General features: G+C 40.7%; 14 protein-coding genes and 3 pseudogenes. 11 read left to right on the forward strand and 6 right to left on the reverse strand.

Features of this window, described 5'->3' with window-relative positions:
• Positions 1-787: 787 nt before the first annotated feature.
• The 3 genes from ACJJIR_RS08500 to ACJJIR_RS08510 all read left to right on the forward strand — a co-directional run bounded on the left by ACJJIR_RS08500 (position 788) and on the right by ACJJIR_RS08510 (position 3,969).
• On the forward strand, positions 788-1,018 hold the full coding sequence (locus ACJJIR_RS08500; protein WP_444897016.1) for a hypothetical protein: 231 nt from the start codon (positions 788-790) through the stop codon (positions 1,016-1,018).
• A gap of 750 nt (positions 1,019-1,768) precedes the next feature.
• Complete coding sequence (locus ACJJIR_RS08505; RefSeq protein WP_444908016.1) at positions 1,769-3,655, forward strand: VCBS domain-containing protein; 1,887 nt, start codon at positions 1,769-1,771, stop codon at positions 3,653-3,655.
• Between the two features lie 32 nt (positions 3,656-3,687).
• Positions 3,688-3,969 (forward strand): hypothetical protein, encoded by a 282-nt coding sequence (locus ACJJIR_RS08510; RefSeq protein ID WP_444908017.1) that lies wholly within the window; start codon positions 3,688-3,690, stop codon positions 3,967-3,969.
• A gap of 1,301 nt (positions 3,970-5,270) precedes the next feature.
• On the opposite strand, the gene ACJJIR_RS08515 is transcribed toward ACJJIR_RS08510, so the two are convergent.
• Positions 5,271-8,732 (reverse strand): hypothetical protein, encoded by a 3,462-nt coding sequence (locus ACJJIR_RS08515; protein WP_444908018.1) that lies wholly within the window; start codon positions 8,730-8,732, stop codon positions 5,271-5,273.
• Between the two features lie 1,536 nt (positions 8,733-10,268).
• Between ACJJIR_RS08515 and ACJJIR_RS08520 the strand changes: the two genes are divergently transcribed.
• Positions 10,269-10,472 (forward strand): transposase, encoded by a 204-nt coding sequence (locus ACJJIR_RS08520; RefSeq protein ID WP_444897020.1) that lies wholly within the window; start codon positions 10,269-10,271, stop codon positions 10,470-10,472.
• Between the two features lie 326 nt (positions 10,473-10,798).
• Here the strand turns inward: ACJJIR_RS08520 and ACJJIR_RS08525 are convergent.
• Together ACJJIR_RS08525 and ACJJIR_RS08530 are read right to left on the reverse strand one after the other, a co-directional pair.
• Positions 10,799-11,003, reverse strand: a pseudogene (locus tag ACJJIR_RS08525) (integrase core domain-containing protein); the annotation flags it as partial.
• A gap of 264 nt (positions 11,004-11,267) precedes the next feature.
• Positions 11,268-11,399, reverse strand: a pseudogene (locus tag ACJJIR_RS08530) (IS481 family transposase); the annotation flags it as partial.
• 1,375 nt (positions 11,400-12,774) lie between these two features.
• Here ACJJIR_RS08530 and ACJJIR_RS08535 point away from each other — a divergent pair.
• Positions 12,775-14,088: an alpha/beta fold hydrolase gene (locus ACJJIR_RS08535; protein WP_444908019.1), complete on the forward strand. Its 1,314-nt coding sequence runs from the start codon at positions 12,775-12,777 to the stop codon at positions 14,086-14,088.
• A 127-nt stretch (positions 14,089-14,215) separates the two neighbouring features.
• On the opposite strand, the gene ACJJIR_RS08540 is transcribed toward ACJJIR_RS08535, so the two are convergent.
• The gene (locus ACJJIR_RS08540; RefSeq protein ID WP_444908020.1) at positions 14,216-14,725 is read right to left on the reverse strand and encodes an OTU domain-containing protein; all 510 of its coding nucleotides are present in this window, start codon (positions 14,723-14,725) and stop codon (positions 14,216-14,218) included.
• Positions 14,726-15,035: 310 nt separating this feature from the next.
• A complete protein-coding gene (locus tag ACJJIR_RS08545; RefSeq protein ID WP_444908021.1) occupies positions 15,036-15,389 on the reverse strand; it encodes a hypothetical protein in 354 nt (117 codons plus the stop codon).
• A gap of 2,038 nt (positions 15,390-17,427) precedes the next feature.
• On the opposite strand from ACJJIR_RS08545, the gene ACJJIR_RS08550 reads away from it, so the two are divergent.
• The 6 genes and pseudogenes from ACJJIR_RS08550 (at position 17,428) to tnpA (ending at position 22,625) form a co-directional block, all read left to right on the forward strand.
• Positions 17,428-18,273 (forward strand): hypothetical protein, encoded by an 846-nt coding sequence (locus tag ACJJIR_RS08550; RefSeq protein WP_444908022.1) that lies wholly within the window; start codon positions 17,428-17,430, stop codon positions 18,271-18,273.
• A 55-nt stretch (positions 18,274-18,328) separates the two neighbouring features.
• Positions 18,329-19,231 carry a helix-turn-helix transcriptional regulator gene (locus tag ACJJIR_RS08555; RefSeq protein WP_444897025.1) on the forward strand — a complete coding sequence of 301 codons (903 nt, stop codon included), beginning with the start codon at positions 18,329-18,331 and terminating at the stop codon, positions 19,229-19,231.
• A gap of 1,028 nt (positions 19,232-20,259) precedes the next feature.
• Entirely contained in the window at positions 20,260-20,604 is a 345-nt protein-coding gene (locus ACJJIR_RS08560) for a hypothetical protein (protein WP_444908023.1), read from the forward strand.
• A 32-nt stretch (positions 20,605-20,636) separates the two neighbouring features.
• Positions 20,637-20,831, forward strand: a complete 195-nt coding sequence (locus ACJJIR_RS08565) for an EscU/YscU/HrcU family type III secretion system export apparatus switch protein (protein ID WP_444908024.1) — start codon at positions 20,637-20,639, stop codon at positions 20,829-20,831.
• Between the two features lie 31 nt (positions 20,832-20,862).
• Positions 20,863-21,330, forward strand: coding sequence for a type III secretion system chaperone (locus ACJJIR_RS08570; RefSeq protein ID WP_444908025.1), 468 nt, complete (start codon positions 20,863-20,865; stop codon positions 21,328-21,330).
• Between the two features lie 860 nt (positions 21,331-22,190).
• Positions 22,191-22,625: pseudogene (gene tnpA, locus ACJJIR_RS08575) on the forward strand (IS200/IS605 family transposase).
• Between the two features lie 214 nt (positions 22,626-22,839).
• On the opposite strand, the gene ACJJIR_RS08580 reads toward tnpA, so the two are convergent.
• Positions 22,840-24,894 (reverse strand): FG-GAP repeat protein, encoded by a 2,055-nt coding sequence (locus ACJJIR_RS08580; protein WP_444908026.1) that lies wholly within the window; start codon positions 24,892-24,894, stop codon positions 22,840-22,842.
• Between the last annotated feature and the right edge of the window lie 1,064 nt (positions 24,895-25,958).

Consider the following 25,958-nt stretch of genomic DNA (forward strand, 5'->3'; position numbering starts at 1 on the left):
GCATTTGGACTCTACAACCTATGAAAATGCCCGAAAGCATAAAGTCATTATGGTATCCGGGGTTAGTGGGTCACTTCATAAGCTACATTTAAAAGCCAAGAGACTCCAGCACTATACCCCCGCAATCCATTCTGGTGTTGACTCTAGTAATCACAAAGAGGAACCTGCCGTATCAAGCATACCCAGTACGCCACAGGATCCCGCCCTAAGTTTTGAAACCATTAAACTGTTTTGCTTTAATTAAATTGATACCTGCAATGACACAAATTGTTGGTTTCGGATAATAAGAGTAATTGGTAAGAGTGGGCTCAGTTGGTAGAGCCGGAATCTATCTCAATCAAGTGAAAGAAAATGATGAGCTGCTACCAACGGAGCGAGATCGAACGATGCCAGATTTACAGTTTTAGAACATCCATGCATTCTTAGAAAACAATAGCAAAACCGTTAGAGAGGTATCTCGCAATGATCGACTAAAAGCTGCAGTGTAATACTTAGGATATCGCCCGGGACAAGAACATAAGCTTGCAGCGCTAAGACGCTAGCAAGTGTATAAAGCACAGAGGGTGACTGATGGCATGTGGAAACAAATAGAGGCCCTAACTCAGACCACAGCAAGTCGTAAGCTATATGAAGAGGTGTACGGGGTTGTCGTTACACGGTGAGATGATCTACCAACAAATTTATTTAGATCGGAAAATTATGAAGCTAATACAAGCACCTTAGGATTGCATCAAAGCCCCATGGCAAGTGCTACGATAGGTGTGATCGACGCGGTTAATTACTGACTATGCCTGAACGCAAGACACTATTTACTGTTATTGTTACATTGATATGTAAACAATCAGACTTGCTGGCTGAAGCAGCGATTAGTCGCAAGGTAAGTTTCGAAGATAAAATCAAAACGATTACCTTTGATAGTAGTCTCGAATTCGCTGAACAAGAAACAATTGTAGATTGCTTAGAAGTAGATATTTTACTTTGTTCACCCATATTTATCTTGGTAGAGAAGAATCAGTGAGAATACAAACGGCTTGGAGCGAAAATATTTCCCAAAGGATGCCGGTTTTAATAAGGTGATGGCCGAGCAGGATCAATTTGTAATGGATCTTTTGAACAGTAGATCAGGAGCGAGTAAAAGAGGATGGCCGTCAAATGAATTATTTGCCAGGCCACATGGTGATCCACTTGTGGAATAAAGAATCGTAGTTATTCCTTGGAATAAAAATTAATCATCGTGTAAAGATTCTTCCATATTGTCTAGATGGTGGTTATGTAAATAAAAATGTGGAAAAGTAGACCAATGTAAATAAGCTGGAGTATTCCCTGGTTAAATAACATGAGTCGATAAACTTATTGTGTGGCGGTTGTGGAATATATAATCGAATAAGTTCGAATATATGAGGGGGTGTTGGATTCCGGCGAGGGTGTCGATAACTGAATAAAGTTCACAAAAGTAAGAAAAAATACCAAATACCCGTTAATAAAGACCAATTCCTAAAATTATCAGACCAAAAAATAATGAAAATAATGGGTTATGTAAAATAATGACGCCTTCACCATTTGACATCAGGTATAAGCATTTAATCAATATACGTCGAATGAGTGGTTGTATACGCAATATAAGGGTTGTATATAGATGGTTAATTGTTCTATCTGAAGTTTTTATTTCTATGACACCCGCAGTATTTACTTACTGATAGGTTTATGTTTATAGAAAATAATGTAGGACAAAGCCAAACAATCCTAGAGATAGTACTTTGGAGAATATGTGAAAAATATACGAGAGATTGCCGTTAGCATTTTGTTGTCTGTTCTTATAGCCTCATGTGGAGGTGGTGGGGGAAGCTCAGGCCAAGCTACCGATGAAAGTTCTGCTGGAAGTGGCGATAGCGCAGGAGGTGGCAATAACTCAGGAGGTGGCAATAACTCAGGAAGTGGCAATAACTCAGGAGGTGGCAATAACTCAGGAGGTGGTAGTAACTCTGGAGGCGGAGGTTCGTATCAAATAACAGGTGGAACCGGTAGAATTTCAGAAAATATCGAAGAGAAAATATCTGGAAAGCTCATCAGTGATACAAATAGCGGCCTTCAATTCGCTCAAGGCAGTTTTCAGGGAGCATATGGGGAGATTGAAGTAAGTATAGATGGGAGTTGGGTGTATGTACTTGATGAGGCTCTATCAGATCCAATTAAGGGAGAGGAAGTTGTCAGAGATAATTTTGTTATAGGTATTGACTCAAGTAGTGAAACAACACCTATTACGATTACTATTGTAGGTTTTGATGATCCATACGAATTTAACGTAGAGTCTCCAATTGGTACATTAGTCGTTGGCGATACAGAGTACTTATCTGGAACAGTAACTATTACTGATGTCGACGGAAATGCCCCAACATTTACTGAAGATACCATTGATGGTGAATATGGTGAATTTAGTGTAGATAAGAATGGTGACTGGGAGTACCGCCTTAATGATGGAGTTGAAAATATTGCCTCAGGAGAGTCAGCTACTGAAACGATAAGTCTGTCATTAAGCGATAATACTTCTCAGGTAGTATTGCTTTCTATTAATACGATAAAGGTAAAGGAAAGTAGTATTGTATTTGTTTACATGGAGTTCGATGGCAATTCATCCTTAGATAGTCTCGGTATATCTGATTTGGCTAATAGTGTTTTTAATAACCCAAATTCAATGAATAGAGTGTATTATTATAACTCTTTAGGTCAGCATAATTTTGTACGGCATCGTGTTAATGATAGCTCTCTAGATAATTATTGCTATGGAACCTCTGGCCAGGAAAACTCATCAATTGATTGTGTAATCTACAATGTGCCCGATGAAATAAATGGCGACATGCTCAGCTACCAGGAGTTACTCGATAGACAACACCTTGGTGGTCGATATACAGATAAAGGTATGACCTTTCGAGATGAAGCTGACGAATGGGCCAGAGAAAATTTATTAGATGAAAATAATGAACCTCTGGATTTAACAAAATGGGACCATCGAGTATATCTTTATCCGATATCTATATTTGGTGCGGCTGGAGTGGCCGCAACTTGGGGGAACTGGTCGTTTGTAGGGTTAGAGGGCGGGCCAGTTGCAGCCTTAGCCACTATTAAGCATGAGGTGGGTCATAACTTTGGACTAGGCCATGCAAATTTTGATGAGAATAACGATGGAAATCTTGAAAGTTATTATGGGGGAAGAGGAATAATGGGCTTAGGGTGGTCTAACCTATTTGGGAGTGGCCAGCGTGAATTTTTAGGGTGGTATGAGCAATTCCCTGAGTATACAAAGGTAGTCACACCATATCTGGGTGGATTACAAGAAATAGAAATTCAGTCAATTTATCTTGGTCCCGGAGAGCTTTCAAAAAATCTTCCTCAGCAAGTAAAAATAGGAGGTGAAGGTCATAGTCATGGAAAAGAATATTATTATGTTAACTATCATGCTTCCCACCCCATAATGAATCCCTACCAAATTGAGGATGAGTTATTTATCAGCTATGCTGATGGTGGGGCATATAATGATGTGGCGATTGTAAAGGTCGGTGAGTCTTTCACAGACTCCAGGAATGGCCTGTCTATTAAATTTGAATCGGTGGACTCTATGAGAAAGTTTGCAAAATTTACTGTAAAATATAGTAATTAATTTTTAAATACAGATCTTTTTTGGTGTAAATTATGTTTAGAATACTACTGATGGCGATTTCAATTTTTTTGTCGGTGAGTGTCGCGGCTGAAGATTTTATAGTCGGAAAGCTAGAGGAAGTCACTGTAGAAGATAAAAGCTTTAGTAAGGTTGAGCATCTTTTTTTGATTAAAGATGAGGTTTCTGGAAACTATTTTTTCTTAGATAAGAAGAAAATAAAAGGCCTTAGTGTGAAGCACGGAGATCGTATAAGTATTGATGCTGAATATGAGGGTTCTCAGATTGTTGAGGTTAGACATATTAGTTTGCTATGAAGTATATCATTAGGTACGAAATGTATATAAAGTAGAGATTGATGATTAGATTTAATCAATCATGCTAATATATTGCTGGAAGTCGGTAAGCTGCTTTCTACGCTCGATTATAAGTCGGTATAAGATCGGCTTCCAGTTTTGGATAAAATTATCGACTTTTCGATATATTCCCTGCATTGAAGGTTCATTAGGTGGTTGAAATTTATGTGTTTTTAGTTTATCCGATCATGCTGTTGTGGCGCTTTAGTATATTCGTTGTATAAGTTAATTTATGAATCCCGTACGGATTTCCAAACAGAATATAAAAGTTTGGCTAGTGTACTGCTCTTGGACTTGCTAGTCTGTGGGTAATTGCTGCCTCAATTCTCAGCAGAGAGTGGCTTATTCCCGGAGCTATTTTTTAGACCAGCGGCAACCGCCTCGAAGTCTGTCGATGAATCCTACCCCAGTTTTTACTTGATGCGAATCAACGTGATGTAAGATATTCTCCTGCAGTCGCTACGGAAAATACCTTCAACTCGATGAATACTACACGAACAACCAGAATTTAACATCCACTGTTCCTCTGAGATATAAGATCAGAGGGACCCTCTGGCCTTCCATATTGACGCTTAGTGCTTTTTGGGGCAGCGTGAAGCGCAATTTCTTTGAGATGGATAACTGCGGACTTCCAATCCAGAGGATGTGTGTGCCGACCTATCTCGACTTCATAAGCAGCTTAGTACCCTATAGCGCAAAATCTGCAGAAATATAGATCCACAGTTTCCTCATGGGTATTGACGATATTGCGGGTGCATACTGAGCCAAAATCCGGTTATCGATCTGTGTTAGATGGGTTGGCCCTGTATTAACAAGTTGACTTTTAAATTATCCGGTTTGACAGTAGAGACCACTTATTTCAACTCTACTATGTTGCCCTTTAAGGTGAGTGGAGTTATTACCGCTGTGGTTGTTGTCAAAACCTCGAACAGAGGGGGGGTGCGCTCAGCCAAAACCGCCTATTATGTTGATAGGCATCTGGGTGAGTCAACTAAGGGTGTTTTCAGTCATTATTTTACTCATGAGACACTTAGGTGTTGAGTGTTGGAAAGCAATTAGTTACACAGTTAAAAATAAATCAATAGTATCACCATAGTGCTGGCTGGTTGTATCACTAGCCCCTGCCTCAAGAGAACTGTTGCTAGTTACTATATCGGGAATTCAAATTCGTCAGATCAGTTTGCTGCTAGCACCTTTTTAAGATGCGCTTATGAAACCTCTTGTTAACGAACTCATAAGCGCTTAATGAGGTATAAGAATATTTAATCAGTTACCCGTTCAAAAAGCCATTTAGTGCTTGTTGAAGCATTTGATAGATTCCCAGCAGCTGACATATATTTGTTGTTCATATAGACAGACTTAATAGTATTTGCTCCCCCGCTAAGTGACTCGAGCCTAAAGTGTTGAGAATAATTTGATTCAAGCTCTTGGTCATTGTTGGGAATAGCCCTAGTAAAAAATTTCTCCGTTAATGAGTTAGGTTGAGTAAGGATTGTATTCTGGCTAGCAGAAATTATTCGAAACTCGAGTGGGTTGACGGCATCGAGTATCCATATTTGTGAAAGATCATCATCATTGCGCGGCGATATATCGACAATATCATTGTCTCCTGATCTCTTGTCTAAATAATTTCCCGTTTCAACATTTTTAATTCGATACCTGTAACCATTGGTTAACCCGCTAGTGTAGGGCTGGGCAAAAACAATTTCAGACATTTGAACCCGATAAAAAGATGCACTTTTTGCGGTGGCACGTACTGCTTCAGCAGTTAAGTGGTACGGCAGTCCTCTCGTAGTTGTTGGGGTAGATGACGTTCTACGTTCGATGCCACTCCAGCTATCACTATTACCACAGATTGAACTATAATGACTTCCAGTGGATGTGAGAGGTCCCTTTTTTGATAGGTCTACCTTGTGCCTTCCCACGCAAAGTTTATTTACTTGACCATTATCAACATCAAGGCCAAAATTGGTGAAAGCATATGCTTTAGTGTTGTCACCATCTACAAAATTAAAATCATAAAAATGCATATTGCCATTACCGCTATACTTATCACATGATTCAACAGTTGAGTTGAAAATAAAGAATGGCTCTTGTGGTTTATATGTAGGTAGGATTTCTCGTGAAAATATACCTATTTTGAGGTTGGCATCCGTACCAGGAGCTCTAATTACTGATTTGGCCTTCATTCCCACAATGATGGAGTTTGAGGGAATCGCACAATCTACATCACCTGAAAAAGAAGGGGTTTGACCGCGTGGCATTAGTAATCGGTTTCGAATTGGCATTTTGTTCAAGTTGAAAAGAACTTGCTCTTCTGACAGATAAGTTTTATCGAATTTATCTATTGAGTCGAAACACTGGGTTATTGTATTCAGGTTATTATCACATACGGATGAAAGATAAAATGCATCATTATTGATGCCGTCTACTTTTTCTCGCAAGGTGTCAATATCTGATATTAATCCCATTCTTATATAGTAATCTTTATCGGTACTGCTAATCTCTTCCTCATAGTATTTAAGGTGCTGACTAAGGCTAATTGCATAGTTTTCTGCAAAAGTGATTCTTCTTTGTGTTTCTTTGCTATATTTTACAGCCGTGGGGCTAACCGGTGTTTCTGAGATGTTCCCTAAAGTATTTTCTACTTTCAGGGTTAAGTTACCTAGATCGGAAATATTATTTACAGACTTGAAGTAGTTATTACTTCGTTCTCCGGATTCTAGTTTGGGTTTTAATGGGTTACATTGATTGCCATCGCATATCTCGACACTCTTTATTCCCAAATGATCATTAATGACTGCGTGCACTTCTATATTATTAGTAATTCCATTGTCACCATATAGCTGGAAAATATCATAGTTTTTCACTATTGGATACAGTGGGATTTGTTGAGTAATGGTTACAGTTGTTTTGGGTGGCAATCGTATATCCCAAAAATTAGAGCTGTTATTTTTTGAGGTTAGTTGCTCTACAAAATTTGGGTCATTAATTACGTTAAAATTGCTATCTGTAAATGTGAACTCAAAACTGGATGCGCGATCATTGTCGCCGCCAATAATAAAATCACCTTCTGAAGTACGATAACATAAGGCTGCATCTGTATAGCCACTGTTCTTGCAGTCTAGCTGGGTATAGGCTATATCAAATGCTTCCTTAATGGTTACCGACATGTCTGGTAATAAACTACCTTCATCATAGGCATGAACCCAGATATTGTGATTGAAGTCACTACCGTTCGCAGACACGCCTTTTACACTTATACGTGCGAGATCAGAATTGAATGAGTTAATAAGGGCTGACCAGTCCGCATTGTTATTGAGTTGACCTGTAGCATTGTTGAAGAGAGTCACTTTTGCACTTGCAATATTTGTGGCTAATCCAACTGCACCACCATTCGCTAAGTAATCTGTTTCCTCCACACTTAAGCATGACCCTTCTTCACTCCTTCCAAGTACAACTAGTCTCTCACTCTGACCAGCAGCTAGTGAGAACCCATTGCCTTCATAGTCAACGGTTCCCCATAATTGATCGCCAAAATATATATCCCAGAATGGAAATATTTGAGAGGCCGCGTCTGACCCAGTATTTGTTACCTTTAAAGTCAGTGCCATTGAGGAAAAGCAGCTATTTGAAACTTCAGTAGAAGTTTCACTGCTTAAAGACTCAAATGTGCTTGAGCCCGTCTCTATTGCCTCACTAGAGGACCATCCGGTGCTTTGACCGTAACCCCCACCGGTATTTACTCCGATGCTTAGGCCATCGGTACCAGCATTGCCTTCAAAGTTTAATGTAACAAACCATAGTTTTTCTTTGGTTTGACTATTTTCCTTTGTCTGATACTCACCGATTTCCTCGCCGACTTCGGTGCCGTTAGATTCACCAATTGTAGTCATATCATAAAGGGTTATGCCCTCGAGTGTTGTTACAAGTTGTGGCATTGCTCCAATTAGTGGGTGTGATGCTCCATGGACCGGTTGGGAGGCTCCAAAAATACCAATTGCCTCTTCTCGGTCACTATAAGGGTCAAAATCTGTGCTGTATCTAAAAGGGTCTGTAAAGAAGATTTCTCTAGCGGGGCCAAAAGAATCACTATTGATCATGATCGCCGCCATTACGGATGCGATGGTTCCATCTTCGCGGGGAGACCCGGTAATTACCTGATGTGTTTCCGGGTTGGCAACACCAAGTCCATCTAACTTACTGATAACATGGGAGCGGATAATATCGTACATCCCATCAACGATGAGAACTCTGAAGTCTTGCTCGCCTCCTGTATCGAGATTTGATAATTGTTGTGTAGTGACCTTTCCAGCAGCTTCGAGTGCTTTAATTGCCCACCTTGTAGTTCGAATAGTTATGCCGTTTAAAATGACATTATGTGAGGAGTTATCTCTCATATCTAGCCATATATCTGACGGAACAGCTCTTTGTGCCCCTCTCAATAAGTTTCCATCATTATAATACCCGTAGACTTCAGTGAAATCTGTAATTTGGTCTTCGTCGCTATCGATAGATGGGTTAACTAGAAAATGATCCCGGTTAATTGTGCGACCAGTATCGACCTCAATAAAATCTCTAAATTCATAAAACTCATCTGGATCAAGAATGCCATCTTGATCAGAATCGGAATTATTTGGGTTTAACCCTATTAGTTGTTCAACATGATCTTCGAGCCCATCTCCATCGGAATCCTTCGCGAAACTTTGAGTGCTTAGTGTCATTATAATGCAGCTTAAATAAGCTAGCGATTGAGGTATTTTTTTCAAAATTAAGTAATCTTTTGGTAATATAATCATTAATTTTAATGCAGTTGCTTAGAGGAATTTTGAATCTATTGGCCAGTATCAGTGTTATCTCATATGGTTGTTCCTTCCTGACTAATTTAAATATATTAAACATGTCTACCCCTTCCTTTTCTTGCTCTGAAAGGCCCCGTGTGGGGGATGAAAATCAGTAGTTATTGTAATTATGTTTTATTTTAGGTGTTGTTTCTTATTGGTGTTTTAACTATATATTTTTGGGTTTCTGGTTCTATCAATATTGGTCTTTTTTTTTTGGGGTGTAATCGATTGTATTTGTTTAGTGGGGGGCGAAGGTGGTCTTTTATAAAGCAAGTCGTTATTTCTTTGGGTGCTTTATGTGTGGCGGTAGTGTTTGCTTAATATTCATAGTTTCATGGGGTCGTATTGTCTTCGATCTGTGACTGGTAATACTTCCGTATTTACCAAAGAGATATGGATATGCTTTCTACTTTAGAAAAAGAATAAAGGCATAGGTAGAGTGTTGGGGTGAATAATAATGATCAGATCATTAGTATAAGTTCATCAACTTTGTCTGTGTGAGTTCGGACGATGGATGAAATGTTGTCCCCCCTAACTTTTTTTGTGAATATAGTGTTTCTAGGGGCCTTAATTTTATTTTTAATTTTCTTTGTGGTCATCATTTATGTCTGCATTTTTCATGAATGGATAGGTCACTTCCCTTTGGGGGTATGCATGTACCAATTACCATTCTTTCTCTCTATTTCTGACTTTTGGATCACAGAGATCGGTATTTATTTCTCTGCATGAATAAGGGCTTTCTGGTTCGAAAGCTCACATCTTTAATCCAAAACAATTCCTTTCAAGTTTTTTCTGAAAAATATTTTAGTTGTTATCTAGCGTGCAGGCTGTTTATACTGTGTCTTTCCTAGTAGCCAGGCTTTGTGTGTTCTTCGGTCTCAATAGATCGTCCACAGATGTAAATTACTTGAGGATATTCGACCCCTGTAGTTATTCTTCAAAACACCCCCATCAGTGCCCATCTTCTAGTCGGGAGAGGTGCTGACTCTACCAACTGAACCCTACTTTCCCAGCCACACTTATTATCTAAAATCAAGGATCATTAATATCTAAGGATTAAATGATGTGCATTACAACTATTTTCGGATAATATGTTAATTTTATTTTCCATCTCTAGGCGAGATATCCCCATTGTGCCGGTGGGAATGCTCACAGTTGCTGTAAGCCATTAGGTTCTGATTTTAATTTTATAAATGTATAACCTGGAGAAGGAATCCATTCAAATCCGAGGCTCAGAAACAGTCCTTCCATTGGTACACTTCCCTGAGCTTTATTCGTTGCTTCCATATTTTTTAAATGCTTTTAATCAATCGGACTTTTTAACTAATAGCTAGTAGGTCAAGTTCAGCGGCGCTCGATATAAGACTTACCCAGGTTAAGTAGACACCCTGTATAGTTAGGTTTCGGCCTTGTACCATGGGAAACAAAAGAACTCAGGCGTATACAGAGGAATTCCGAATCGAGGCAGTAAAAAGGGCGGAAAAGCCTGGAGTGACAACGGCTTCTGTGGCACGCGAGTTGGGTGTCAGTGCACAGCAGATCTATAGCTGGCGCGGTCAATTTAATCGTCTCTCAGATAAGCAGCTCAATAGATTAAATGGTATCGACTACTCCAAGTAGGAAAGTGCAGTAGTCCGCAGGCTCACGAAGGAACTGCAGGAGGCGCGTCAGGGGGTCGAGTGTCTAAAGAAGGCAGCTGCGTACTTTGCGAACCACTAAGAGTAAAGTACGCACTGATACAGGAGCATGTAGGGCTATTCTCGATTAACTTGATGTGTCGGTGTTTAAGGTTCTCAAGATTGAACTATTATTGGTGGCTTGGGAGACTGGTATCTTCTAGCACTATTAGAAAGTTGCGGGTAGCTAAAAGGGTCCGAGTGATCCTACCCATCAACTATAGTAGCTCAGGTTTGATCTGACAGTTACCGGTTTTTCAGGAGGTGCTATTTACCCTGATGGGTTCTCCAATTATTGTAATATGTGAGCCTTCGTCCAGATCCTTTTGTAACTCTTCTATTGATCCATAGATCTTGCGGCGTATGAAGGTTGGTAGAACGCTTGTAAAATGGTTTTATGGAGGCATTCACAGATCCCATTTATTTGTGGATGCCTGGCTTTTGTCTTAGTGTGTTCTATTTCGTTCACACTTAGAGAGCCTCTGAATAACTCCGTGATACCCCTGGCATGCGGAGCGGTTCACAATCAAGGCGCGGCTTCGCAGGAATGTCTAGACCTTTCAAGAAGTCGCAACGCGGAGTGTGAATCGCTCTGCAAGCCCCGAAGGGCGGGTCTTGAAGGCCGCATCTGCTGCGTTGCAGCTTTTGCAAAGGGCTACGGCCATTCGCGGCAAGCTGCGTCTTACATCTGCAGCTTTCAAAACCCGCAGAGGCATTACGGAGTTATTCAGAGGCTCCTTAGATATAACTGATAATCGTGCTGTTCCAATTTGCCACAATACTCGGTACCACGATCAGTTAGGATGCGCAGCACTGGAAGATCATGTATGGCATAAAACGGTAGTATAAAGTCATTCTGGAGGTCCGCCGCGCCGAGATATCAGTCATTATCTAATGACTTACTATAACTGGGAGCGCCCCCACCACCGCAATGATGGGGTCCCGACTGCAAAAGCGGAAGAAAAACTTAACTTATTTTCCGGAAACAGTTGGTCGCTACAGTCGTACTCTAGTTCCATAGGTTCTTTTCAATGATTGGTCTGGGCACGAGTGCCAAGGTAGATAGTGCCATATATAGATGTTGGGTGCTGAAGATACATAGAGAGGTTGTTGGCCGACTGGTCACATTTGGAGTTGGCTTGGTAGGGCATAGATAGTTTTAGGTTAGCCTTTGGGCCACTTTTCTGGGAGGGGACAGGTGATGCAAGTGCCTCTCAGAGCGGGTGCAGCCTGAGGAAAGCTTTCTAAAAATATTAGGTTTTTTGGAGGCCTTGTTGCGGATTATGAATTGATCATAGGATGCCGTAGGGCCAGCGTAATAACACTTGCAATGACTAAAAAGCTATTTCCTTTAAAGCTTAGCCTATCACCGATATTCTTTGAGGTCCGACGGGAAGTCTAGGCGTATCCAGAGCCCCCTGATTAATGTTTCTTTGTATCTAACAACAATCAAGTAAGTGATGCCAAAAAAGTAATACTCTGAGAACTTTTCTTTGAGACATCATCGATCATGTCTGATGCGCGGAGTAGTAAGAGGGAGATAAAAATCAAGATATTCGACTTTCTATAATACTTTAAGCCTAATAATGCATGAAAAATAGACAATGTGTAGTTTCTTCCTTTTTAACGTGACTTTAGTACCATCTATTACTAGCATACGATGACTGCTCTTGGTCAGGCAGGAGCATCCGAGCTCCTCAAGTTCGTGGTACAAAATATTTATATCAGGCTAATAGGAAAGCCACTAACTGGATATTTTCATAGGTATTACGGGTAGTCAGCTATTCGAGTAGAACCAATGGGTCAAAAAATTACTTTGGATTAAATATGTCTTTTTGATGGCTGCTACGATTGTATAGACGCTTCTTAAGGGCTAAGGCTAGGTGTGGCGAGTTGCGCTTTACGCTTCAGCCCAAAGATGATCTGAGGTAATTTGGGACTCCTTAGGACTTTGTACAAGAATTGGTAAATAGGTTGTTGTGAATATATCAATTCAAATGTTTGGCGAGTTGGCTGTCTACCATGATGGTTCAGCGATAAGTTTACCTCGCTCCAAAAAAACCCGAGCAATCCTCGCGTTCTTGTTATTGGCTTCAAGGCCACACCGTCGTGATCGTTTGTGTGAGCTCTTCTGGGATCTGCCAGATGATCCTAGGGCATCGCTAAGGTGGTCTCTTAGTAAGATCAGGCCTATTGTGAATGACCCGCACAATGCGCGCTTAAATGCAGATCGAGAAAGGGTTCGCATGGATACGGAAGATATTCATATTGATGTGAGGGAGCTAGCTTCAAAGCTTAAAGCTCCTGAGTTATCTTACAGTGAGCTTCTGTCAATTCATGATGAGCTAAAGGAGACTTTCCTAGACGGTATAGATTTGCCTGATCAGGAGCTTTTTCAGCAGTGGTTAGCAGCAGAGAGGGAGGAGGTGGGACGCTTGCGAGGGCAAACCTTATCGCGCTTGTCATCCCATAAAAACAGCCCGCCTCCAGAGCAATTAAAGTGGGCGCGAGATTGGGAAACGCTAGAGCCATTTAATCCTAACGCAGCAACTCAATTACTAAACAAGCTAGAAATGTTAGGGCGTATTGAGGAGGCTGATAGTATTCGCCCAAAACTTTTAGAAAGATTTAAAAGGGCTGGCATATCATGGGCACCAAAGAATAACTTTGCGATAACTTATGTAAAAGGATTTAAGAAGCAGTCATTAGAGCGTACATTAATTAAGAGCCAGAAAATTAAATTTTGTAAAGCATCAGATGGTGCTCGAATTGCCTACGCATCTATCGGTAGGGGAACTCCAATCATAAAAGCTGCGAACTGGTTAAGCCACTTAGAGTATGATTGGGAATCCCCAATTTGGAGCCCTTTGTTCCAAGCTTTATCCGCTGAACACCAGTTTATACGCTATGATGAGCGTGGAAATGGTCTATCCGATTGGAATGTGGATACCATTTCATTTGAATCATTTGTAACTGATTTAGAGACGGTTGTGGAAGCAAGTGGTGTTGATAAGTTCGCCTTACTCGGGATTTCTCAAGGGGCAGCTGTTTCTATTGAATATGCAGTACGCCATCCGGAGCGCGTTAATAAGCTGATTCTTTTTGGAGGGTATGCAGCAGGTTGGCGGACTGGGGCAACTGATAAGATCATTAAAGAGCGTGAAGCTATAATAACACTTACAGAGTCAGGTTGGGGGCAAGACAACCCTGCATACAGGCACATCTTTTCGTCCACCTTTATGCCTAGCGCGAAAGCTGATGAGTTAGATTGGTTCGACGAATTTCAGCGACTTACAACATCAGCGAATAATGCAGCCCGATTTCTTTCAGTTTTTGGTAGTATAGATGTTCGCGATAAACTTAAAATGGTTACTGTACCGACACTGGTTATCCACTCGCTGGGTGATCAAAGAATACCAATACAGCAAGGGATTGATATTGCAGCAAGCATCCCAAATTGCAAGTTCGTGGGTTTGAATAGCGATGGCCACCTTTTGCTTGGGCGTGAACCGGCTTCTAAGGTTTTTGTAAATGCAGTGAAAGAATTCATCTCTACTTAGCTCAAAGGAGGCGCAGATTTGTAAATCTCAATGCATGAGAAAGTTTCATTTCGAGTATAAGGTTGACGGATCAAAGAGGGAGGCAAGCCTTCCTGGACAGATTGGAAACACAACGCAGCAATGCAGACTAAATAATTTCATTAATGACAAAACCTTGAGCTAATGAGTGGTTAGGATTATCTGCTACCCAGTCACCAAGTTTCTGTCGAAGAGATGCATAATTAATCTGAAGGTTATTTAAATATTTAGCTGTTGCTGCAAATAAGCAATTTCCATCTTCTGGGGCATTAGTTGATTCTAGCTGCTTTGCTTTTTCTAACTCAATCAAATCTGATGGATTCTTGACTGCATTGTTAATTAGTTGATAGTGATTATTGTCTAGGAATAAATTTACTGCAGACGAACTAGAAAACTCTTCACCTATCGCCAAGACCTGGTTGTAGCCAGGAGAAATTATATTGATAGGCCTTATTATACATTGAGACAAAAGAGATGGGTGCATATCTGAAAGCTTGGTGTTCCAAGCTCCGCGCTTCTTAATATCATTTACACACTTATGTAAAGCTGATTTTTTTTGTATCGGAGAGGGTGGCTTTTCGATCGATGCAGAAGATGTTATTTCTGAGGGGGTTTCCATATGCTGACCACTATATACTCCACTGGTATCAGCAAAAACTATAATATACGATTTAAAAGTATATCTACGAAGTCTCTCAAAGCTTGATGCAGTGTTAGGTTCTAGTGTGCACTGTAGAGATTTCTTGGATGGTTTACTTGTATGGAAAATCTTAGGTGGACTAAAGTTAAAGGACAGCATAATTTATCCTGTTCATAATTATTAGATTCTTTAAGGGTGGTATAAAATTAATCAGTTCAGCGATTTTTGGGTAATCAAAAGTAGTAAATCTATATACGGTTGAATAAATTGACCGTTGTGCTAATTACCCTTATGATTTGCTATGCAAAATATCATTTTCAACATTCTCTACAATTTTTACAACTTCAGTGAGTTTTTCTGCAATATTTAAAGTGCTGGCCGCTCCTGTTATTGTACTTAGTTGTTGTAAAAAACGAATTAGTGCTCGTTTAGAAGTACTTGCATCAATAGACGCGTCGCCCCCAGTAATAAAATTGGGGGAGGAAAGAGGTAAGCGATTAAAGTTTATATCTATCAATCTTTGCATATCTTTACGCACATGGCAGAACTCCCCCTGATACTGGTCGACAGCAATGTCAGCTGAGTACTTAGAATCTATTTTACCTGTGCTAATTATCTGGTTTACATGAGTTATTTTAGACATAAAGTAGTAATTTCAAACCTTAACTATAAGACCTGCTAAGCTAATCCTATGAAGATCTCGGGTATTTTACAAATTAAAAAACAATATACGGCCCTCTATATCCATACAAAAGGTATATATAGGTGGAACCTAGTTATCATAGAGTGAAAATCCTATAAGTCATTTACTTGAGTTATGGTAACTAAATGCAGATTTTCCTGCTTTAGAATTCTTCGACGAAATTATTAGTTCTGGTCATTTTTAGTACCTCTGGTTACAGTAGATGCCAATTTCAAGCTTGTAAAAAATATATCGATTAAATAAAAAATATTCTAGCGTTGATTAACCAATATTCCGCAAAATATTTTACGGCAATTTTCGTGGGAGGCTTCCGCCATCAAGAATTAGGTGCCTCTGAACAACTTCACGATACCTCTGGATGCAGAGCGGTTCACAATCAAGGCGCGGCTTCGCAGGAATCGCTAGATCTTTCAATAAGTCGCAGCGCGGAGTGTGAATCGCTACGCAAGCCCCGAAGGGCAGGTCTTAAAGGCCACAGCTGTACAGCCATTCACGGCGATCTACGCTTAACCCTGCAATATTCAAGGCCTGCAGAGACATTGCGGAGTTGTTCAGAGACTCTCGAAGAGACTTCTGATTAAGGAGGTCTTATTATCGGACCAGCCTGGGCTGGATAAAAATTGGGCTTCTCACGAAGATAGCTTTAACTTTTGCACAAATCTCCCAAGTTTTTGTCTGAATTCCTCTGTGTACGGATTTCAGGCGCAATATCCCAAGGCAGCAAGATATTTTCTCCCTATCCATAAAATCGTAAAGCCTACCTGTAATTACAGGTGTCAAGTATTTTTCACCAACCCGCGTTATCGAGCATTATTGTAGCCAAGCTGACACTTGATATAGCGGAAGGGGTGACCCTAACCTGCATCTCTTTCTTTTCCACTTTACGAAGTGACATTTGACCTGGAAGGGATTTAGCTTGTTCGGTCTAAACGCTATGTACCAGCCCACCATTGTCTCTTTCAGCTATTCCCGCTTTACCATACCGATGTATCCAGAATCACCTTAGGTGATGCAAATCCAAAGAGCTGGCAGCTGATGTGGTATCCATAAGGAGATACTGATGATAGAGAGTGACAGTTTTAAATACAAACCATAAAGAAATCCGCAGATTAAGGAAGCTAAGATTATCTTTGTAGAACCTGCCAAATGGAAACACATGAACAGTATTGATGCCACGCTGAGTAAGTAGAGTATAAATCAGTCGCATCATCAAGACTGATAACTTGGCGGGGAGGCGGGGCAATCAAGGAGTGATAAAAATTTTCAGCTATCGGCCGTATAGCAGACAGAAGCTCGTAAAGAGCTGACCCCAATTGTTGATCACCGATAGGGTGTGGATGTTTGTGAGGTCGATGACTGAGTCGGGGCTGAAAACGGAAATGGAAGGGCACAGAACAATCAACTGATAGATCAAACGATACTTCAAACGCTAGATCAAATGGATACAGGGTTTAATAGGATTAAGTTGAATGAGGCTTAAATAGGTCAGCATAAATAACTTTGAGAGATGTCCAGCGAAGAACAATAAACTGGGAAGTCTCGCTTCAAAAAAATGTACTACTTCAGCATGAGTTAAATCAAATTTAGAGCGATAGATGTGAAGCAGAATGAACTTTAAGCCTTGCAGGACACTTAATACGCGAAGTCAGACACACATATTAGTGGAGTGATTGAGGGGGCTAAGCTAGATGAAGCACTGTGCCACGAAACAGGGAAAAAAGTCTAAAATCAAAAAAAAAAACAGGAAAATCTAAAGCGTGAATTCTGATACTACGTAACATGGCTACTAAATATTGTACTGAAACAAGAATTTTCCCCGGGGCATTTAGCAAAGCCGAAAATTCTTACTGGGTCACTCGATAACATATAGATTTCGCACAAGATGTATACAAAACTGGTGTAGGCTCAAAGGAGACAGTATGACCGGAATCAATTGGGGGCGAGCCTAAGGGTTATTAGTATGGCCTCCCAGAATAGTATGAAAGCGACCAAAAGTGAAGAAACTAACCTATCTGATAGTGGTGGGGATGTTTGGCTTTTTGGAGCATCGAAATTTCGCTATGACAGTGATGGGAATGTACGTGAAGCAACAGAAGGTGAGATTCTAGGTCAAACTCGAAGTTCGCCTACAGCTATGATTACTGTGCTATCAGAAGGGTCCAAGTTACTTCTGTTTGATGCGAATGGTGCATTCGAACAAGATGTGGATGCAATTACGAAGCTCTATACTCAGGATGATCAAGCACCCGAGCAAATAAGTGAGGAGGTTCGTGCGGCAAGAGTAGCTTTGCGAAATAAGATGAGGGCGGATATCAACGCGGATGTATTTTCGGTCTATGATGCAGGTAAATATTATCATAATGAAATTGAGGTTGCACCAGAGAAAATTGTTTCTGAGATGAATGGGCTACTTGTTGAGCATTTAGTGGATAAACAAAAAGCTTTTACAGATTTAAAAAGCAGGATAAATGCAGTAGATGGTTGGCTTCAAGAGCAGCTTTCACTAAAAGGCGAAATTGAAATGGTCGTAATGTATGACCTACATGAAAGACTCTATTTTGAGCAAAGGAAAGTGAATACTCTGGACCCTGCTTACAATCCCATGCCCTGGAAAAAATCATACAAAAATAACGCAAGTATTGCTGATTGGAGAGGTGTAGGGGACTACCAAACCCCGCTAAGTAAATTTTCCTCAGAAACTTTTCCTAATAATGCGCAGATAAACTTAGTCGATAACCTAAATAGTGCATTTCAATCTATGATTGATGATCTACACTCTCATAATAGTACAACAATTAAGGCACTATCAAAGTCTATTGTATAGATATTGAGTTTGAGCGGTATATTTAAAGAAATAATTTTAGTGAGTTGTTGAAAGTATGAATATTGCCTTGAGTAAAGGGCAGGTATGCTGTTCAGAACGGGAAATAACTATTGAAAGTCACCATAGTGGTGATTTAATAGAATTGATAACTATTTCAATTCCTCAAGGAAAATCTGCTGCCTTCATATTTGCACCGGTTATTAATTTAGTCTTGATGGTAGCCGGTTCTGCAAGTATTACATATAACCAGTCCAAATTTGAGTTATCAGTTGGGCAGGTTTGGCTTGTTGGTTCTGATACAGACTTTAATTTGAGTAATAAAAGTGAGTCCCAGGATATTGTAGCTATTTGCGTTCGTATTCGTGAAGCAATGTTAGCCAGGTTCTATGACAGGTATGACAATGCGCTTATTCTCAAGAAACAGGCTGCTAAAATGGTGGAGTCCTCATTACCGAAGTATGCTTCCCCAATCATCTTTCCAAGCTGTGAGCTAACGAGAATAACTTTGGACTCCTTTAGGCTGCTAGGCCGATTAGACAATGATGGGTTAAATGCTCTTAAGCTGGAAGAATTGCTTCTCTTGAAACTAAATAGTGAGCATGGGGAAATTCTTGCTGACGAACTGCTAAATAGGGTTAATCCTACACATGAAAAATTTAGAAGATTCATGGAATCTAACACTACGAAGAACTGGTCTGTGGCTACATATGCGAAGCAAATAGGCATGAGCTTGACATCTTTTAAAAAAATGTTTGGACAAGTTTATAAAGAAAATTCACCAAAAGCCTGGATTAACGAAAAGCGGCTCCGACACGCAGATATCCAAATTCGTACTACCAATAGAAGACTGGTGGATATTGCCCTAGAGAGCGGTTTTTCTAGTCAGTCGTACTTTACCCAGCTGTATAAGTCAAAATATGGAATATCTCCATCTGAGGCTCGACAAAAATGTACCTGAGATATTTTTTATCATGTCTATTTGGTTCTACAATAATAGGTAGTGCTGTACAAAAGACAAGTGATGCAGAGATAATTTCGACACTAAGTATTGGAGTGCAAGTTGAAAGCGTAATATCAAGTAAAGCGTCAGATGTTTTGTTTTAAAAATATAATTGCTTAGAAGGATTTCCCCCTTTTTCAATTGACAAACTATCAGCTAGAGATCTTCAAAGAAAGCTAGCGTTAGGTAATTATGATGTTGTCATTAGTCAATGGATTATCTCAGATCAGGGGGGTGTGCAACAAGTTGGGAAAGAAGGTTGATTGGTGAGGCATCTATTAATTGCTTTACTCTCAAGGAAAGGTATAACCTAGCAAATATTTCTGACAGGGATATTTTTTCGAAAATAAAAACTATAAGCCATGTTGCTGATGACTCGTCCTTGAGCGTTGATCCAAGTTTGATAAATTTACATCCAGATGCTTTTGCATTTGTTGACTGTAAATCTATAAGTAAGTGTATAGACATGCTTAAAGAGGGCGATGTAGATGTTATTGCAGCCAAGAGTCGGGATTCGATGCATTACATGGAGCATACGGTTCGGGGATATAATTTAGAGTTATACAGGGTGGAATTTTCTGAGCCTGGATGTCTCTATATCGGATTGAATCCTCGAAGTCTTTCCCCAGAAGAGAGAGAAACGATAATGAATAATTTTAGTAAGCTTTGGGAAGGTAGGAGTTGCTTGACAGCAACACACGATAATTAATTGTACGTATAGCTATTAATTTATTTTGTTATATTTAAGGGGGTTAAATGAGCTCATATAACGGTCCGCCACTTGTTGTCACTCATATCGTTTAAAATCCCAAGGCTATAGATAGTATCCAACGTCAAGCTGAGCTGCCCCTTTAGGGAGGGCAATGCTTCAGGCAATAAATAATAGCCTTATAGAATTTTCATCATTTTTGCATAAATATAAGAACCTAAACCAAAATAGAGCTAAAGATATCCCGAAAAGATATTGATGCTAGAACATTAAAAAAATGACAAAAGCTTCTTTAAATGTGAAAGAGGTGAGTAGGGTTTCTGAGCTAGCGAGCGCAATTAATAAGGATGAGTTTACTGAAGCTGGAGCTCTAGAAGAGTTCAAGAGGTTTTCGATACACTTTTCTTTAGATATAACAAAGAAGGGAATAGCCCTTCTTTCATTGAGGTCACAGCTTTCGGAGTCAGCAAGTGCTTCGACTAGTAATTCGAAAATATTGAAGGAAGTTGATAGAGAGCAGGAGCCAGTATTATCATTATTTGAATTCAAAGGAGGAATTTTAGAGCATGGTGCCAGGTCTTTAATTGACGAAGCCGGTGTAGATCATAAGAATGTATACTGATCTATACAAGCACGGGGCTTCCGTATGTAACTATGAAAGGTGAATTTATATTACCCTGGAAGATAAAAATTTTAGCAAGCAAGAATAATGTCCCAATTATTGAAAATGTACCCTTAGCAAGGGCGCTATATTCTAAGATAGGCGTTGATCAAGGTATAACCGATGAATTTGTTGAACCTGTAGCTGATGTCATTCGTTGGCTGAGGGCTCATGAAAAACAAGTTTAACTATTTAGAGATCTTATAAAGAGTACTCACTGTGAATTTAGATTTTCAAAGACTGATCCAGGATTTATCAATTAACTTACAGCAACCATTAATGGAGCCGGTAGAAGATTCATGTCGTATTTCTTGGGATGATATTGATATGCATATCTATCACCATGAAGAGAACAGCCGAGAGTTTGTAGTTTTAACTCTAGATATATGCGGCATACCCCAAGGTCAGGAGTTGCATTTCTGTAACTTGATGCTTCAAGCAAACTACCTGTGGATAGGAACAGAGTATGCAACGCTATCAATCAATCCAGAGTCACAAAAGGTAGTACTTTGTGATAAAGAGTATTTTGAAAATATTGAGGTGGAGTCATTAACAAAAAGGGTTAATGAACTGTATCAGGCAGCTATGTATTGGTATGAATTGATTACATCAAATAATAACTCAATAAGTTCAGGAGCATTAACAGGTAATCTCAGTGTTGATAATAAGCTCGGTATAAAAGTATAATTTTTGTGCACCTTGTTCATGAGGTGCGCAAAATATTGCTGATTGGATGTTAATCAAGCTGTATATTGCATGATCAATAAATATCTTCAGATCGCTATACAATTGTCCTTTGCATAAAAAAGTTAAAATTAAAAGAATTTTTATGTTTTCGCTGTTGAAGTTCGAATAAATGACTATGGCGGTGCTTCGGATCATTATGCCGCTGAATGACAAACTAACAAAATTATGCCTCGATTTTCTCATATCTGAGATCATAGATGGCCCTGATAAATCTTATTGTTTAAATTTTGATTCAAAATTTAGCGTTTTATTTTATGAGTTACGAAATGAATATTTGCTAGTTAGTGTTAATCTGGAACTATCCATAGAGGGGTGCTCCTAACGAATGCTATGCGAAAGGGCTATGCATGGCCTGGGTTTGCAAAATCTATAATAGCTGACGTTGCAAAATATTTCGGTTTTCAGACCATTATCAAAAATAGCGTCTCCTATAAAGAATTTTATGAATTTACAAATTATCATTGTTCATTGTGTGAAAGTGTTTTGCCAAAGATTAACTCTAACGAAATTAAGGAAAATCAGCTATATAAATATATTGCACCTTAGTGTTATTTTTTCTAATTAATTTTTGTGCTGTTTCGGTTAATTATGTATTGGCTGAAGATCTACGGAGTGAACCATTTGAATTTTATGCTGAAGAGCAACCATTAACTGATGTACTAGCAGTAATTGCAACGCATTCTAATTAACAAATAGGTAAACCACCGCCTCAGGCGGTGAGACTAGACAAGGCTCCGCCGTTCCGGCGTGCAGAGTAAAATATGGCCTCCATGAACCGGCAAGTTCTTTAAGGAGGCCATATGCGAGATTGGCAGTGCCATGCTCACGTGAAACATTATTGCAGGTACCATGTGGCATTTGTGCCCAAGTATAGAAAGAATGCGTTATTTGGAGCATTGAGACATGAGATTGGAGCAATATTCCGAGACTTATGTCGTCAAAAAGGTATTGAGTTGGTCGAGGGGTACGCAATGAGGAATCACATTCATATGTTGTTAATGATTCCTCCAAGGTTAAGTGTTTCCAATACGGTTGGTTTTCTGAAAGGGAAATCTGCGATCCAGATATTTCGGAAGTACAGGCATGTGCAGAGAAATTTCACAGGAAGACACTTTTGGGCTCAGGGTTACTGAGTGAGCACAGTAGGTCTTGATGAGCAGATGATTCGAGAGTACATCAAGCATCAAGAGGTTGAAGAACGCCGGCAAGTGCAGATGCAACTGGCGGGGTTGTAAATAGCCCCCTCTGGGGGCTTTCACCATACCACCCGCTATGCGGGTGGTTGCTGATTTGAGGGCCGATCTTAAAAGCAAAGTTCTTACTAAATTCTTAGAATGCGATTTTCTTTGAAAGATACCAGACCTATAACCGAACTGCCTACGCAAGCGCCACTACCCCCCCCCAATCCAAGAAATAAGATGGGGGATTTTACTGGGCGTCAGGCTTCTATCAGTATATATAAACCGCACCGGATCCCTCAGCTTGGTTATTATCCGGATCACCATTAATACCAGTAGAGCTACTGCTTTCATTGGGAGCCCCAATAGCCAGGGTATCGCCATCTGCACTGAGGTTGACGGAAAAGCCAAAAGCATCATTTGCATCAGTATTGCCTGCTTTCAAATATGTTTTCTGCAACCAGGTCCCATCAACTAGAGCAAACATATAAGCTGCGCCAGCATTTTCGGCATTGTTATTGTTTTGGTCTCCCCCTACACCCTTAGCGATACTGCCCTCTCTGGGTGCTCCAACTACCAGAGTTCGACCGTCGGCAGTCAGGCTAACTGATTCACCAAAATTGTCAGAGGCATCTGAGTTGCTGGCCTTGAGATAGGCCTGCTGCGCCCACTGGCCATCTGCACGGGCAAAGACATAGGCAGCACCAGAGTCTTTGGCTGCATTATTGCTTAGATCGCCATCAGTGCCTATGGCATTGCTGTCTTCATTATTAGCACCAACGGCCAAGATGTTACCATTAGCACTTAGGTCAACTGACAAGCCAAACTCATCGTCATAATCAGAGTTGCTCGCTTTGATATACGCCTGTTGCGCCCAATTACCATCCGTACGGGAGAATACGTAGCAAGCGCCCGAGTAAAGGGCATCATCATTGCTTTGCTCGCCATTAATACCCACCGCTTTGCTATCCTCTCCGGTCGCGCCAACAGCCATAGTTGTACCATCCCCACTCAAGCTGACGGAAATTCCGAATTCATCCAGAAGACCGGTATTGCTAGCCTTAATATAAGCCTCCTGCACCCAGGTGTCATCTATATGGGAGAAAACATATACCGCTCCTGAATTCACAGTATTGCCGATTTCCTGACTCTCATTGTTATCCTCTATTTGCCAAGTTCCACTCTCGTCAGGGATGCCAAGTATAACAGTTGGATCTGTTTGATCGCCATTGATGCCAGTAGTGCTGCTATCTTCAAAAGGCGCACCTACAGCTAGAAGACGGCCGTCATCACTGAGGCTTAAAGAGCGTCCAAATAAGTCATAGGGGGATGTATTGCTAGCTTTGATATAAGCATTTTGTGTCCAGGCACCATCTAGACGTGTAAAAACATAGACCGCGCCGGATTGAGGGGCGTCAGTATTGGTTTGATCGCCATTGATACCCGTTGTGCCACTGTTCTCATAGAATGCACCAACGGCTAAAGTGTTGCCATCCCCGCTCAGATCTAAAACACCGAAAAGACCCCCTCCATTATTATTACTGGCTTTGATATAGGCCTCCTGTACCCAGGCGTTATCTACCTGTGTAAACACATAGACCGCACCTCTTGGGCTAGTTCCATCTGGGTTGACTCCATCATCGTTCTCCTGGTCGCCATTGATACCGGTCGCATCGCTTTCCTCTAAGGTAGCGCCTACCGCAAGGGTGTGGCCATCTGCGCTGAGGGCGATTGACACTCCGAAAACGTTCCTAATACCTGTATTACTTGCCTTGAAGTAGCCAATGCTCTCCACCAAGGTGTCGTTTACGCTAAGGGAGGTAGAATCAGTGCAAAGATCTTGCTCTCCCACCTTGTTACAAGCTTGCAGTATATATAGCGCATTTGTTCGGGCGTGCAGTGGGACTTGTACCTCAAGGGTCCCATTACCCTGGGGAATATCCTCAACTAAACGTGTGAAACCGGAAATTCCATCAGGATTTTCCAGCAGGTGGTAATGAGTAGCCCCTTCCGCATCGCTCCAATTAAAACGGAAAACCTTGATTGCCTCGAAGCTCAGGGTAAAACCCTGAACTGCTTCGGGGGCAGCAGGTGGGTCTTCCGCAGGTGGGTCTTCCGCAGGTGGGTCTTCCGCAGGTGGGTCTTCCGCAGGTGGGTCTTCCGCAGGTGGGTCTTCCGCAGGTGGGTCTTCCGCAGGCGACCCCGCTATAGTGGTATCTTCACCGCCAGTAGCGCCATTATTACCCCCTCCGCCACTACAGCCTGCAAGGGAGAATAGAAGCATAGCTATAGCCATGGATTTAAAAAACGGGATAGTCACTTTCATTAACTCTTATAGGTTTCACAAGGTTCAAGTATTATTAGATTTCACCCATATCTCATCTTTAGTTTTTGGTCATTATTTTGTTGATTTCTAAAGATTTCGGGAATAGATGGCCCTAATGAGTCATCGAGAATATCTATTGCCGCGTAAAGGTAAAAAAGGCCCAGGAATGAGCTACAAGTGAGGAGTGAAACACTCAGGCATCGAAAGTCTACAGAAGCTTCAGAGAGGTGGATATAGTATGCTGGGGGCAGGATAAATAATCAGCAGGTTAATACAATAAAGCACAATACATCGTCAGAGCAAAATCAAGCTATTAATTCAGGGGTGGCGAGATTATCTTATTCGCATAGAACAGTACAAATTTACTCCAAATGTTCCAAGCATCTAGTTGACTAAAAACTCAGACGAAGCTTCCCGGTCGACGCAATTTTGTCTCCAGTGGGAACTTTGAAAAAACGTATTTATCACAAGCGGTGGACTAATTACTCCCAGTGAGCGAAGCAAGAATGTAACCACTGTTAGTTTAAGCCTGAATTACTAGAAAACAGGGAAAAAGTAAGTAATTCTAGCTCGTACATGTGGCGTCCTCTATGCAATCGAAGTCATGCGTCGCTTTGCTGGGTTGGCACTGACAAAGCCTATCCCGGATAAAACAATCGTCTTTAAGTTTTGCTATTTGCTTGAGACACAATAATTTGCTCGTCAACTCTTCATGGCTATTCACAAGCAGATCATAGAAAATGGCGTATTACTGAAAAAAGGATGCATCGTAGATGCAACAACTGTCAGTGAACTATCAGTGCGCGCAGTTCTACCAAAAATAAGAAAAGCTCATAATCCAGAGATCTACAAGGTCAAGAAGGGTGGGCAATGGTATTTGATATGAAACTTATTATTGGTGTTGATGATGAGACCGGAATCGTACACGCCGTTGGCACTACATCGGCGTGGAAATGTGGGAAGATCGAAATATGGTCTGTAACATAACGTTGAAGCCGAGCAAGCTAAAAATCTCTTCCGGAGAAAATTTGATTTCGTATAATGGAAAGAAGTACAGGTTGGGA

Source organism: Microbulbifer maximicatervae (SeqCode) (assembly GCF_052467385.1).

Bases quoted from the DNA above. Each gene is read 5' to 3' on its own strand.
- ACJJIR_RS08500 (WP_444897016.1), top strand. From the start codon at position 788: ATGCCTGAACGCAAGACACTATTTACTGTTATTGTTACATTGATATGT.
- ACJJIR_RS08510 (WP_444908017.1), top strand. From the start codon at position 3,688: ATGTTTAGAATACTACTGATGGCGATTTCAATTTTTTTGTCGGTGAGT.
- ACJJIR_RS08515 (WP_444908018.1), bottom strand. From the start codon at position 8,732: ATGACACTAAGCACTCAAAGTTTCGCGAAGGATTCCGATGGAGATGGG.
- ACJJIR_RS08520 (WP_444897020.1), top strand. From the start codon at position 10,269: ATGGGAAACAAAAGAACTCAGGCGTATACAGAGGAATTCCGAATCGAG.
- ACJJIR_RS08535 (WP_444908019.1), top strand. From the start codon at position 12,775: ATGGATACGGAAGATATTCATATTGATGTGAGGGAGCTAGCTTCAAAG.
- ACJJIR_RS08540 (WP_444908020.1), bottom strand. From the start codon at position 14,725: ATGGAAACCCCCTCAGAAATAACATCTTCTGCATCGATCGAAAAGCCA.
- ACJJIR_RS08545 (WP_444908021.1), bottom strand. From the start codon at position 15,389: ATGTCTAAAATAACTCATGTAAACCAGATAATTAGCACAGGTAAAATA.
- ACJJIR_RS08550 (WP_444908022.1), top strand. From the start codon at position 17,428: ATGAAAGCGACCAAAAGTGAAGAAACTAACCTATCTGATAGTGGTGGG.
- ACJJIR_RS08555 (WP_444897025.1), top strand. From the start codon at position 18,329: ATGAATATTGCCTTGAGTAAAGGGCAGGTATGCTGTTCAGAACGGGAA.
- ACJJIR_RS08560 (WP_444908023.1), top strand. From the start codon at position 20,260: ATGACAAAAGCTTCTTTAAATGTGAAAGAGGTGAGTAGGGTTTCTGAG.
- ACJJIR_RS08565 (WP_444908024.1), top strand. From the start codon at position 20,637: ATGAAAGGTGAATTTATATTACCCTGGAAGATAAAAATTTTAGCAAGC.
- ACJJIR_RS08580 (WP_444908026.1), bottom strand. From the start codon at position 24,894: ATGAAAGTGACTATCCCGTTTTTTAAATCCATGGCTATAGCTATGCTT.